The sequence below is a fragment of the Streptomyces sp. FH025 genome, from assembly GCF_017427025.1.
In the GTDB taxonomy this organism is placed as follows: domain Bacteria; phylum Actinomycetota; class Actinomycetes; order Streptomycetales; family Streptomycetaceae; genus Kitasatospora.
In genome coordinates this window covers 1-12,705 of sequence record NZ_JAFLNG010000156.1, presented here as the reverse complement: position 1 = coordinate 12,705, position 12,705 = coordinate 1, and the positions used below count along the sequence as shown (strand labels likewise).

General features: G+C 72.0%; 9 protein-coding genes. 5 read left to right on the top strand and 4 right to left on the bottom strand.

The window, feature by feature from the left end; genetic code table 11:
- Nucleotides 1-587: uroporphyrinogen decarboxylase family protein (locus J0670_RS13995; RefSeq protein WP_307806516.1), on the bottom strand; the 587-nt coding region annotated here is incomplete at its 3' end.
- Between the two features lie 203 nt (nucleotides 588-790).
- Here J0670_RS13995 and J0670_RS13990 point away from each other — a divergent pair.
- From J0670_RS13990 to J0670_RS13970, 5 genes are all read left to right on the top strand, one after another.
- Complete coding sequence (locus J0670_RS13990; RefSeq protein ID WP_207811871.1) at nucleotides 791-1,453, top strand: DUF3000 domain-containing protein; 663 nt, start codon at nucleotides 791-793, stop codon at nucleotides 1,451-1,453.
- 323 nt (nucleotides 1,454-1,776) lie between these two features.
- The gene (locus J0670_RS13985) at nucleotides 1,777-2,493 is read left to right on the top strand and encodes a response regulator transcription factor (protein ID WP_207811870.1); all 717 of its coding nucleotides are present in this window, start codon (nucleotides 1,777-1,779) and stop codon (nucleotides 2,491-2,493) included.
- Nucleotides 2,494-2,677: 184 nt separating this feature from the next.
- Nucleotides 2,678-3,922, top strand: coding sequence for a ribonuclease D (locus J0670_RS13980; protein ID WP_207811869.1), 1,245 nt, complete (start codon nucleotides 2,678-2,680; stop codon nucleotides 3,920-3,922).
- Between the two features lie 256 nt (nucleotides 3,923-4,178).
- Nucleotides 4,179-5,396 carry an acetyl-CoA C-acyltransferase gene (locus tag J0670_RS13975; RefSeq protein ID WP_207811868.1) on the top strand — a complete coding sequence of 406 codons (1,218 nt, stop codon included), beginning with the start codon at nucleotides 4,179-4,181 and terminating at the stop codon, nucleotides 5,394-5,396.
- Between the two features lie 2 nt (nucleotides 5,397-5,398).
- Nucleotides 5,399-7,546: a 3-hydroxyacyl-CoA dehydrogenase NAD-binding domain-containing protein gene (locus J0670_RS13970; protein ID WP_207811867.1), complete on the top strand. Its 2,148-nt coding sequence runs from the start codon at nucleotides 5,399-5,401 to the stop codon at nucleotides 7,544-7,546.
- Between the two features lie 61 nt (nucleotides 7,547-7,607).
- Here J0670_RS13970 and J0670_RS13965 read toward each other — a convergent pair whose 3' ends face one another.
- The 3 genes from J0670_RS13965 to J0670_RS13955 form a co-directional block, all read right to left on the bottom strand.
- The gene (locus tag J0670_RS13965; RefSeq protein WP_307806515.1) at nucleotides 7,608-9,134 is read right to left on the bottom strand and encodes a glycosyltransferase family 39 protein; all 1,527 of its coding nucleotides are present in this window, start codon (nucleotides 9,132-9,134) and stop codon (nucleotides 7,608-7,610) included.
- A 151-nt stretch (nucleotides 9,135-9,285) separates the two neighbouring features.
- Nucleotides 9,286-11,190, bottom strand: a complete 1,905-nt coding sequence (gene dxs / locus J0670_RS13960) for a 1-deoxy-D-xylulose-5-phosphate synthase (protein ID WP_207811866.1) — start codon at nucleotides 11,188-11,190, stop codon at nucleotides 9,286-9,288.
- Between the two features lie 280 nt (nucleotides 11,191-11,470).
- Nucleotides 11,471-12,649 (bottom strand): ROK family transcriptional regulator, encoded by a 1,179-nt coding sequence (locus tag J0670_RS13955; RefSeq protein ID WP_207811865.1) that lies wholly within the window; start codon nucleotides 12,647-12,649, stop codon nucleotides 11,471-11,473.
- Nucleotides 12,650-12,705 lie beyond the last annotated feature (56 nt).

The window sequence follows — 12,705 nt, the reverse complement described above, 5'->3', positions numbered from 1 at the left end:
ATCTGCACCTTCAGGAAGGCCGAGGTGATGTCCGCGAGCCGGTCCACCAGGGCGGCCCACAGCTCGGGCTGCCCGTACATCATGGCCTTGGTGTTCTCGTGGTTCTTGGAGGGCCCGCCCTCGACCAGGTAGCTGGCCAGGGTGTACGGCGCACCCGCGAAGCCGATCAGCGGGGTCTCGCCGAGCTCGTCCACCAGCAGGCCGACGGCCTCGGTGATGTAGGGGACGTCGTCGGGCTCCAGCGGGCGCAGCCGCTCGAGGTCCTCGAAGGTCCGGATCGGATCGGCGATGACCGGACCGACGCCGGCCTTGATGTCCACGTCGATGCCGACGGCCTTGAGCGGCACCACGATGTCGCTGAAGAAGATCGCCGCGTCCACCTTGTGCCGGCGCACCGGCTGCAGGGTGATCTCCTTGACCAGCTCGGGCCGCATGCAGGACTCCAGCATGGGGATGCCCTCGCGGACCTTCAGGTACTCGGGCAGCGAGCGGCCCGCCTGGCGCATGAACCACACCGGGGTGTGCGGCACCGGCTCGTGCCGGCAGGCGCGCAGGAACGCGGAGTCGTGCGCGGCGCCGCGGCGCACGGGGGTGGGTCGGCCGCCGCTGGGGGCCGCCGTCGGGTCTGCCGTAGTCTCGCTCACGGGTCAAATCTTCGCATGCGCCCCGGCTCGGACCCCCCGACCGGCCTCGTCGGTTCCTCCAAGATCTGGCCGGGTTTGCCGTTCCGGCACGCCGCGCGGAGAGAAGTTGCGGCGATAACCCGGGTTTTCGACCTAGTCTTCGGGTCATGGCAGCGGTCGGAGGGCACCCCGCGCAGGGTGGCGGAGCAGGTGGCGGAACGGGTCGCGAGGGGGCGCCGAGCGAGTTCCGGGCCGCCGTGGAGGCCCTGGACGGGGCACGGCTTCGGCCCGAGCTCCAGCTCTCCCCCGCGCCGGCCCCGCGCCGGCTCGCCCCGTACGCGTTCGCGTTGACCGCCACCGTGGAGGTGGACGGCGAGGAACTGGCCGACGGCCGGCTGGTGCTGCTGTACGACCCGGCCGGGCAGGAGGCCTGGAACGGGGAGTTCCGGGTGGTCACCATGACCCGGGCGGAGCTGGAGCCGGAGATGGCCGGCGACCCGATGCTCTCCGAGGTCGGCTGGGCCTGGCTGCTGGACGCGCTGCAGGCGCACGGCGCCGGGTACGCGGAGCCGTCCGGCACGGTGACCCGGGCCTCCTCGCAGTACTTCGGCGGCCTGGCGGACCGCCCGTCCTCCACCGAGATCGAGATCCGGGCCTCCTGGACGCCGGCCGACGGCCGGTTCGAGCGGCACCTGGCGGCCTGGGGGGACCTGCTCTGCATCAGCGCCGGTCTGCCGCCGGCCGCGCCGACCCCGCAGGGCCCGGCCGAGGTGACGTCACTCGGCGGGGTGGTTCCGATGCCCTCGCGGCGACGCCCGCGGTCGCACTGACGGGGGGCGTCCGGGCCGGGCGGCACCTCCCGGCCCGCAACGCCACCCCCAGGGCTGACGGAGTGTGACTTCGATCGCGCTCTGTGTCAATTAACTGCCCGAAAACGACCAATCCGCGAAGGTTCTGATCGATTTTGTGCGAATTCCGGGCATGTCGCATCACTCATATGCGCGATTTGTCCGTATTGTTACTCACTAGATCGTGATCTTTCGCTAAAGCCGGGCGCGGTTGCTGCCGAAGCAGACTGTGACCCTTTCCGAACGCGGAACACTCCGAACCGCCCCCATCGGGGTTCCGTCCGCCACTCCCCGCAGGAGGCCTGGTGTCGGTCCTTCTTGAGCACCCCGCAAACGTGGTCGCCTACCGGCCGACCAAGCCCACCGCCATGGTGGTCATCGCCGATCCCCGCGTCCGAAACACCGTCACCCGTCACCTGTGGGCGCTCGGCGTCCGCGATGTGATCGAGGTGTCCTCGATCGCCGAGGCCCGCCCCCGGGTCTCCACTCCGCGCGACATCTGCGTCGCCGACGTACACCTGCCCGACGGCTCCGGGCTGACCATCCTCGCCGAGACCCGCGCCGCGGGCTGGCCCAACGGCCTGGCCCTGTCCGCCGCCGACGACATCGGCGCCGTCCGCAGCGCGCTGGCCGGCGGTGTCAAGGGCTACGTGGTCACCGGTACCCGCACCAACGTGGCGATGCCGGGCCGCCCCGGCCTGCCGCTCGGCGCCGCCGGGCTGGCCGGTCGAATGCGCCGCCCCGGAATGCCGGGCATGCCGGGTGCCGGCGGCGCCCCGGGCGTCCCCGGAACCCCCGGTGCGCCGAGCCCCCAGCAGGCCGCCTACCGCGAGCTGTCAGGCCGCGAGGTCGAGGTGCTGCGGCTGGTCGCCGAGGGCCAGTCGAACAAGGCGATCGGCGTGGCGATGGGCCTGTCGGCACTCACCGTGAAGAGCCACCTCGCCCGCATCGCCCGCAAGCTCGGCACCGGCGACCGCGCAGGGATGGTCGCGGTCGCACTGCGCACCGGCATCATCCACTGAGCCGATCGGACACCACCGCTGCGGCGGCTCAGGAGGAACGTTTCCTCCTGAGCCGCCGCAGGCTCTCTCACTGGCCCGGCGGCCCCCGGACGCCCCGAGCCCCCGCCCGGAGGCGAGCGGGCGGGCGACGGTCTGACCAGTCCGACAACACTCCCGGTTCCGAGGACCGTCGTACCCTTGGTGGGTGACCGACGCCGTAGCAGCCATCCCAGAAGAAGCAGCCCCGGTCCCGCTCCTTGAACCGAAGGAGGGGATCCCGCCCGTCGTGGCGGACGAGCAGGCGCTGGCCGCCGTGGTCGCCGCCTTCGCCTCGGGCACCGGACCGGTCGCCGTCGACGCCGAGCGCGCCTCCGGCTACCGCTACGGGCAGCGCGCCTACCTCATCCAGCTGCGCCGCGCGGGTTCCGGCTCCGCCCTGATCGACCCGATCGCCTGCCCCGACCTCAGCGGGCTGGGCGCCGCCATCGAGGACGCCGAATGGGTGGTGCACGCGGCCACCCAGGACCTGCCCTGCCTGGCCGAGGTGGGCATGAGACCGCGGCAGCTGTTCGACACCGAGCTGGCCGGACGGATCGCCGGCTTCCCCCGGGTGGGCCTGGGGCCGATGACCGAGAACGTGCTCGGGCTGAGCCTGGCCAAGGAGCACTCGGCGGTCGACTGGTCCACCCGCCCGCTGCCCGAGCCCTGGCTGCGCTACGCGGCTCTGGACGTCGAGGTGCTGGTCGAGCTGCGCGACGCACTCGAACAGGAGCTGGACGCCCAGGGCAAGCTCGGCTGGGCCCTGGAGGAGTTCGCCTCGATCGCCGCCGCGCCCCGCCCGGCCCCGCGCACCGACCCGTGGCGGCGCACCTCGCAGCTGCACAAGGTCCGCCGCCGCCGCCAGCTGGCCGTGGTGCGCGAGCTGTGGCTGGCCCGCGACCGGATGGCGCAGGAGCGCGACGTCTCCCCCGGACGGGTGCTCTCGGACGCCGCGATCGTCAACGCCGCGCTGGCCATGCCGCTGAACGTCGCCGCGCTGCAGGCCGTCCAGGGCTTCGGCCCGCGGGTGCACCGGCGCCAGCTGGAGCAGTGGCTGGCCGCCGTGCAGCGCGCCCGGGAGATCCCGGAGAACCAGCTGCCGCCGGCCGCCGCCCCTCACGACGGACCGCCGCCGCCGCGGGCCTGGGCCGAGAAGGACCCGGTGGCCGCCGCCCGGCTCTCCGGTGCCCGCGCCGCCGTCAGCGAGCTCGCCGAGCGCCTGCACCTGCCGGCCGAGAACCTGATCACCCCCGACCTGGTGCGCCGGGTCTCCTGGCAGCCGCCGATCGAGCTCAGCCCCGAGGGCGTGGCCGCCGCGCTGCGCCGGCTCGGTGCCCGGCAGTGGCAGGTCGACCTGGTGTCGCCGGCGGTGGCGACGGCGTTCGCCGCCGCGATCACGGCCAAGGACTGACCGGGCGCGGAACGCCCGGGAGGGTACGCCGAGAAGGGGACGTCGTCCGTACGGACGGTGTCCCCTTCGGCGTATCCGGGGAGCCTTCCTGGTGGGAGGTGCCGGAGGACGTGGCGCGGGACACACGCGAACCCTCCGAGGGGCCTGGGCAGGTTGGTTACCGACCGGTAGCATGACGGTGATGCGGCGCCGCCCCGGCCTTCGCCGGCGGCGGCCTGCCCACCTCGTAATGTTGGTCCCTGGGAGGAGAGCCCCCGTGCCTCGTACCGCGAGGGACGTCGTCTTCGTCGATGGCGTCCGCACCCCGTTCGGCAAGGCCGGCCCGAAGGGCATCTACCACGAGACGCGCGCCGACGACCTCGTCGTCAAGTGCATCCGGGAACTCGTGCGCCGTAACCCGAACCTGCCCGTCGAGCGCATCGACGAGGTCGCCATCGCGGCCACCACGCAGATCGGCGACCAGGGTCTGACCATCGGGCGCACCGCCGCCCTGCTGTCCGGCCTGCCGAAGTCCGTCCCGGGCTACGCGATCGACCGCATGTGCGCCGGTGCGCTGACCGCCGTGACCACCACCGCCGGCGGCATCGCCTTCGGCGCGTACGACGTGGTCGTGGCCGGCGGTGTCGAGCACATGGGCCGCCACCCGATGGGCGAGGGCGTCGACCCGAACCCGCGCTTCGTCTCCGAGAAGCTGGTCGACGAGTCCGCCCTGTTCATGGGCATGACCGCGGAGAACCTGCACGACCGGTTCCCGCACCTGACCAAGGAGCGCTGCGACGCCTACGCCGTGCGCTCGCAGGAGAAGGCCGCCAAGGCCTACGCCAACGGCGACATCCAGCCCGACCTGGTGCCGATCTCGATCCGCAACACCAACCCCGAGGTCGGCGAGACCGGCTGGGGCCTGGCCACCGTGGACGAGCCGATGCGCCCGGGCACCACGATGGAGTCGCTGGCCAACCTCAAGACCCCGTTCCGCCCGCACGGCAACATCACCGCGGGCAACTCGGCCGGTCTGAACGACGGTGCCACCGCCTCGCTGCTGGCCGCCGAGGACGTCGCCGAGGAGCTCGGCCTCCCGGTCAAGATGCGCCTGGTCTCCTACGCCTTCGCCGGCGTCGAGCCCGAGGTCATGGGCATCGGCCCGGTGCCCGCCACCGAGAAGGCGCTGGCCAAGGCCGGTCTGACCATCGACGACATCCAGGCCTTCGAGATCAACGAGGCCTTCGCCGTCCAGGTGCTGTCCTTCCTCGACCACTACGGCATCGCGGACGACGACGAGCGGGTCAACCCGTACGGCGGTGCGATCGCCTTCGGCCACCCGCTGGCCTCCTCGGGCGTGCGCCTGATGAACCAGCTGGCCCGCCGCTTCGAGCAGCGCCCGGACGTCCGCTACGGCCTCACCACGATGTGCATCGGCTTCGGCATGGGCGGGACGATCATCTGGGAGAACCCGCACTTCGAAGGTGGTAAGTGACGATGACCAACACCACTGAGCTGCTCCAGCACGGCGCCGAGCTGTTCCCGGGCGAGGTCGTCACGACCGCGCACGTCCGTCACCTGGACCTGCCGCTGCAGGCCGGCCGGCTGGCCCTGATCACCCTGGACAACGGCTTCGACCACACCAAGCCGACCACCTTCGGCCCGGGCTCGCTGCTCAAGCTGAACGAGGCGCTGGACCAGGTCGAGGCCGAGGCCGCCGAGGGCGCGATCGTCGGTGCCGCGATCACCGGCAAGCCGTTCATCTTCGCGGTCGGCGCCGACCTCAAGGGCGTCGAGCTGCTCAAGCAGCACGCGGACGCGCTGGCCATCGGCAAGGGCGGCCACGAGGTCTTCAAGCGGATCGCCGCGCTGCCCGTCCCGACCTTCGCCTTCTACAACGGCGCGGCCATGGGCGGCGGCGTCGAGGTCGGCCTGCACTGCGACTACCGCACGGTGTCGGCGGGCGTTCCGGCCTTCTCGCTGCCCGAGGTCTTCCTGGGCCTCGTCCCCGGCTGGGGCGGCTGCACCCTCCTGCCGAACCTGATCGGCGCCGGCAAGGCCGTCAAGGTCATCATCGAGAACTCGATGAACCAGAACAAGCAGCTCAAGGGCAAGGACGTGTTCGAGCTGGGGATCGCCGACGCGATCTTCGAGCCGGCCGACTTCCTGGAGCAGTCGCTGCTGTGGGCCGCCAAGGTCGTCAAGGGCGACGTGGTCGTCGAGCGCGAGGCGATCGACCGCGGCAAGGCCTGGGACGACGCGGTCGCCTGGGGCCGGCTGGTCGCCGACGCCAAGGTGCACGGCGCCGCTCCGGCCGCCTACAAGGCGCTGGACATCATCGCCGCCGTCAAGGACGCCGACTTCGCCGACAAGGCCAGCCTCCAGGCCGGCTTCGACGCCGAGGACGCGGCCCTGGCCGACCTCATCATGAGCGGCGAGCTGCGCAGCGGCATCTACGCCTTCAACCTGGTGCAGCGCCGGGCCAAGCGCCCGGTCGGCGCGCCGGACAAGTCGCTGGCCCGTCCGGTGAGCAAGGTCGGCGTCGTCGGCGCCGGGCTGATGGCCTCCCAGCTGGCGCTGCTGTTCGCCCGCCGTCTGGAGGTGCCGGTGGTCCTCACCGACATCGACCAGGAGCGCGTCGACAAGGGTGTCGGCTACGTCCACGCCGAGATCGACAAGCTGCTCGGCAAGGGCCGGATCGGCCAGGACAAGGCCAACCGTCTCAAGGGCCTGGTCACCGGCTCGCTCGACAAGGCCGCCGCCTTCGGCGACGCGGACTTCGTGATCGAGGCCGTGTTCGAGGAGATGGGCGTCAAGCAGACCGTCTTCGCGGACCTGGAGAACGTGGTCTCGCCGACCTGTGTGCTGGCGACCAACACCTCCTCGCTGTCGGTCACCGAGATGGCCTCGAAGCTGAAGCACCCCGAGCGGGTCGTCGGCTTCCACTTCTTCAACCCGGTCGCGATCCTGCCGCTGCTGGAGATCGTCCGCGGCGAGAAGACCGACGACGCGTCGCTGGCCACCGCCTTCGCCGTGTCGAAGAAGCTGAAGAAGACCTCGGTGCTGGTCAAGGACGCCCCGGCGTTCGTGGTGAACCGGATCCTGACCCGCTTCATGGGCGAGATCCAGAACATCATCGACGAGGGCACCCCGATCGCCAGCGTCGAGAAGGCCGTCGAGCCGCTCGGCCTGCCGATGTCCCCGATCGTGCTGCTGGAGCTGGTCGGCCCGGCCATCGCCCTGCACGTCTCGGAGACCCTGCACGGCGCGTTCCCGGAGCGGTTCACCGTCTCCGAGAACCTCGGCAAGGTGGTCAAGGCCGGCAAGCGCGGCTTCTACACCTGGGTGGACGGCAAGCAGGTCCTCGACCCCGAGGTGCTGGAGCTGCTGTCCTTCGGCGACTCGGTGCTCACCGAGGAGCAGGTCCTCAGCCGCTCGCTGGAGGCCGTGGCGCAGGAGATCGGCCTGATGCTGGAGGAGGGTGTCGTCGCCGAGGCGCAGGACATCGACCTCTGCATGATCACCGGTGCCGGCTGGCCCTTCCACCTGGGCGGGATCACCCCGTACCTGGACCGTGAGGGCGTCTCGGAGCGGGTGAACGGCAAGAAGTTCCTCGCCCCCGGTGTGGCCTCGGTGCCCGCGTAAGGCGTAGCGCAGCGGTACGGAGGTCTCGGCGCTCCCCGTGCTCCCCGTGCTCCCGGCGCTCTCAGTGCTTGAGGCGGTAGACGACGGTGTCGCCGATGACGCCGATCATCTCGTAGTGGGTGTCCAGCAGGTTCTCGATCCGGGGGACCAGCACCGGCTGGTACGGAGCGACGCCGGAGTCGTCCACGAAGATCTCGGGCAGGCCGTTGGCGAGCTCCTTGTCGAAGGTCTGCCAGGCGTTGCTGACGCTGTACTGCTCGCCGACGTTGGCGCTGCCGTCCTTGCCGCCGCTGTAGTTGGTGAGGAAGCCGGCGGTCAGGTAGCGGCTCGCGGGCTTGCGGTCGGCCAGCCAGTACAGCTCGGGGTGCATGCCCCAGACCAGCATCGTGTCCTTGGGGGTGGTCTGGGCGGCGACCGCGGTGGCGACCTCGGTGTTGCGGCTCATCTGCTCCCCCGGCCAGGCCAGGGCCAGGGCCCAGAAGACGGTGGCGGCGACCGTGGTGTACGCCAGGACGGGCTTCCAGCGGATCGCCGAGGTGGCGACCGCCCCGGTGCCCAGCAGCACCAGCGGGGGCATCAGCTGGAGGTAGTAGTGGCCGAAGAAGTGGAAGCCCACGCTGACCGCGACGGCCGAGGAGAGCAGCCAGACCCACAGGTCGGTGGTCGAGCCGTGCTCCTCGCCGGCCACCGGCAGCGGGCGGTGGCGGTACTTGAACCAGAGCCGCCGGCCGACCGGGTACAGGAAGCCGAGCCCGGCCGCGGCCAGGATGCCCAGGTTGCCGAGGGCGCGGCCGAGCATCTGGAGCCAGGCGCCGCCGAAGGAGGCGTAGTCGCCGCTGCCGGTGACCACCCAGAAGAGGAAGCCCTTGGGCTTGGTCAGGATGACCGCGACCAGCGCTATCGGGACCGCGAAGCCGAACCCGATCTTGAACAGGGCGGGCGGCCAGCGCACGCCTCGCCGGCGGGTGTCCTGGAGCAGCATCCAGAGCACCGGCAGCATCACGGCTCCGCCGGTCTGCTTGGTCAGCGAGCAGAGCGCCACGGCGATGCCCGCGGCCAGCCAGCGGCGGCGCTCGGCGTACCGGAAGGCGGCCACCATGGCGGGCAGCATGAAGACCTCGAAGGTCGCCGCCTGGGTGTCCTCCGGGGAGAGCCCGATGGAGACCAGCAGGTAGAGCAGTCCGGCGCCGGCCCCGGCCCGGTTGCCCCAGCGGCCGCGGGCGATCGAGGCCAGCAGGATCGCGGTGACCAGGTGGGCCACCACCGCGAGGGTGCGCAGCGGCCAGAGCGAGGCGGAGCCGAAGACGGCGAAGCAGGCCTGGTAGAGCCAGGGCAGCAGTGGCGGCTTGCGGTCGACCACGGTGTCGTACAGCACCCCGCCGTCGGCGAGCATCCGGGCCTGGGTGGCCAGGAAGCCCTCGTCCGGGCTCCAGACGGGCCGGGCGAAGGAGGGGATGTGGGTGACCAGCGCGACCAGCGCGAGCACCGGCACCAGCCTGGTCCAGTACCCCTGACGCAGGTGGGTACGGGCGCGCTCGGACAGGCGTGAGGCCAGTCCGGCGGGGCTGGGGCGGGTGGGGGTCGGCACGGGTGACAACCTACCCGGCGGGATCGGCGCGGGTGGCGCCGGTCCCGCCTTTCGGTGCGATTGTCAGCTTGTTTCGCGACGAACTGTTACAGAGTTACGACAGTCGGTCGCCGGTGGGACGGATCCCGTGGAGGGTGCCGGGAAGGCGCCCTCAGGCCTCGACCGGCGCCGCGTCCATCGCGGCGACCAGCGCGGTCACCTTGCGGGCGATGTCGGGACCGTTCAGGCCGATCTCGGCCAGGATCTCGTTCCGGCTGGCGTGGTCCAGGAACTCCTGCGGGATGCCGAAGTCGCGCAGCGGCAGGTCCACGTCCGCGTCCCGCAGCGCCTGCGCGACGGCCGCGCCGACGCCGCCCACCCGGCCGTTGTCCTCGATCGTGACGACCACCCGGTGCTCGGCCGCCAGGCCCGGCAGGGCCGGGTCGACCGGCTTGACCCAGCGCGGGTCCACCACGGTGGAGCTGATGCCCTGGGCGGCCAGCAGGTCGGCGACCTCCAGGCTGGTGGGGGCCATCGCGCCGACCGAGACGATCAGCACGTCCGCGCGGTGCGCCCCGCTCGGCTCCTCGGCGGCGCGCAGCACGTCCATGCCGCCGATCCGGCCGACCGCGGGGACGGCCGGGCCGACCGTGCCCTTGGAGTAGCGGACCACGGTGGGGGCGTCCTCGACCTCGACGGCCTCGCGCAGCTGGGCGCGCAGCTGGTCGGCGTCGCGCGGGGCGGCCAGCCGCAGGCTCGGGACGACCTGGAGGATCGACATGTCCCACATGCCGTTGTGGGAGGCGCCATCGTTGCCCGTGACGCCGGCCCGGTCGAGGACGAAGGTGACGCCCAGCTTGTGCAGGGCGACGTCCATCAGGACCTGGTCGAAGGCCCGGTTGAGGAAGGTCGCGTAGACCGCGAACACCGGGTGCAGGCCGTTGGTGGCCAGGCCCGCCGCGCTGGTGACGGCGTGCTGCTCGGCGATGCCGACGTCGAAGATGCGGTCCGGGAAGGCCTTGGCGAAGGGGGCCAGGCCCACCGGGTGGAGCATGGCGGCGGTGATGCCGACGATGTCCTCGCGCTCGCGGCCGAGCGCGACCATCTCCTCGGCGAAGACCGAGGTCCAGTCCTTGCCCGCGCTCTTGATCGGCAGGCCGGTCTCCGGGTGGATCACGCCGACCGCGTGGAAGCGGTCCTCGTCGTTGTTCTCGGCGGCGTGGTAGCCGCGGCCCTTCTCGGTGAGGCAGTGCACGATCACCGGGCCGCCGAAGCCGCGCGCCTTGGTCAGCGCGGACTCCAGGGCGGTCAGGTCGTGGCCGTCGATCGGGCCGATGTACTTGAGGCCGAGGTCCTCGAACATGCCCTGCGGGGCGATGAAGTCCTTGAGGCCCTTCTTGGCGCCGTGCAGCGTCTCGAACAGCTGCTGGCCGACCACGGGGGTGCGCTTGACCGCGTCCTTGCCCCAGGACAGGAAGCGCTCGTAGCCCTGGGTGGTGCGCAGGGTGGCGAGGTGGTTGGCCATGCCGCCGATGGTCGGCGAGTAGGAGCGCTCGTTGTCGTTGACCACGATGACGACCGGGCGGTCCTTGGCGTCGGCGATGTTGTTGATCGCCTCCCAGGCCATGCCGCCGGTGAGCGCGCCGTCGCCGATCACCGCGACGACCGGGTCGTTCTTGCCCAGCAGCTGGTTGGCCTTGGCCAGGCCGTCGGCGTACGAGAGCACGGTGGAGGCGTGCGAGTTCTCGATCACGTCGTGCTCGGACTCGGCGCGGGACGGGTAGCCGGACAGGCCGCCCTTCGTCCGCAGCCCGGAGAAGTCCTGGCGGCCGGTGAGCAGCTTGTGGACGTAGCTCTGGTGGCCGGTGTCGAAGAGGATGCGGTCGCGCGGCGAGTCGAACACCCGGTGCAGCGCGATGGTGAGCTCCACCACGCCGAGGTTGGGGCCGAGGTGGCCGCCCGTCTTGGAGACCTCGGTCACCAGGAAGGTCCGGATCTCCTGGGCCAGTGCGGCCAGCTGTCCGGGCGTGAGCCGGTCGAGATCGCGCGGTCCCCGAATGCGGGTCAGCAGGGCCACCCGTTCCTCCTCGTTCAGTGTTCACGGACCGCGGACGGTCCGACGGGCCTCGCTGCCCGGTCCGACGGCAGGCCGGTGGTCCCGGCCCGGTGCCGACCGGTCGAGTCTAATGTCCGCTTGACGGACACCGAGCGGCACGCCCGGTGCCACCGACCGGTTACCGCCATCTCGGGAGGTCGGGCGGGGGGCGTCGGTCAATGCGGTGTTGACGGATACGAGTTCGATCCGGGGCGCCTGCCGGCGGTGGCCGAAGGGTGCTCAGTGGCGGCCCAGGGGTGCCTCAGTGACGGCCGAGGGCGCCGGACTCGCCCATCTCGCTCATCACCAGGGCCAGCGCGCCGAGCACCTCCGCCCGGCCGCCGAGGGTGCCGGGGACGACCGAGAGCTGACGGGCGGCGCTGGGGATGGCGTAGCGGGCGACCGAGTCCCGGATCGGGGAGAGCACCAGCTCACCGGCCTCGGCGAGGTCCCCGCCCAGGATCACCCGGCGGGGGTTGAGCAGGTTGCACAGGGTGGCCACGCCGGTCCCGATCTGCCGGCCGGCGTCGGCGATCACCCGGCGGCAGCCGAGGTCGCCCTGGTGCGCCAGCTCGACCACCCGGGGCAGGGTGAGGTCCGGGCCGTGGGTGGAGCTGAGCAGGGAGAGCAGGTAGCGGGAGCCGACGAAGGTCTCCAGGCAGCCGCGGTTGCCGCAGCGGCAGACCGGGCCGGCCTCGTCCAGGGTGATGTGCCCGATCTCACCGGCGGTGCCGCCCGGGCCGCGGTAGATCTGGCCGTTGACCACCAGGCCGGCGCCCACCCCGCTGGCGATCTTGATGTACGCGAGGTCGCTCAGGCCGCGGCCGGCGCCCCAGACCAGCTCGCCGAGCGCGCCGAGGTTGGCGTCGTTGTCCACGTGCACCGGCATGCCGAGCCGCTCGGCCAGCTCCCGGCCCGGCGCGACGCCCGTCCAGCCCGGAAGGATCGCGGTGGAGCCGAGCGCTCCGGTCTCCACGTCGATCGGGCCGGGCACGCCGAGGCCGACGCCGATCACCTTCTCCGGGCGGAAGCCGGCCTGCTCCAGCAGCCGCGCGACCATCGCCTCGGCCCGGTCGAAGCCCTGCGCGGCGGAGACGTCCACGTCGATCGGGGCGCTCTCCTCGGCCAGCACCCGGTGCGCGAGGTTGCCGATGGCCACCCGGAGGTGGGTGTGGCCGAAGTCGATGCCGACCACGATGCCCGCGTCACCGCTGAGCGAGACGCTGCGGGCGCGACGGCCGCCGGAGGAGGTGTCGGCGACGACGACGGTGCCGCTCTCCTTCAGTTCCCGCACGATGTTGGAGACGGTCGCCGCGGAGAGGCCGGTGCCGCGGGCGATCTCGGCCTGGGTGAGCGAACCGGCCATCCGCACCGCGCGGAGCACCCTCTCCAGGTTCGCCCGGTGCAGGGACGACTGCGAGCCCGGTGTGTCCGTCGACATGATCCACCCTCCCAAGGGTGGGGAGGCCTCCGGTGGGCTTCCCCTTCAACTCCTGA

Bases quoted from the DNA above. Each gene is read 5' to 3' on its own strand.
- J0670_RS13990 (WP_207811871.1), top strand. From the start codon at position 791: ATGGCAGCGGTCGGAGGGCACCCCGCGCAGGGTGGCGGAGCAGGTGGC.
- J0670_RS13970 (WP_207811867.1), top strand. From the start codon at position 5,399: ATGACCAACACCACTGAGCTGCTCCAGCACGGCGCCGAGCTGTTCCCG.
- J0670_RS13955 (WP_207811865.1), bottom strand. From the start codon at position 12,649: ATGTCGACGGACACACCGGGCTCGCAGTCGTCCCTGCACCGGGCGAAC.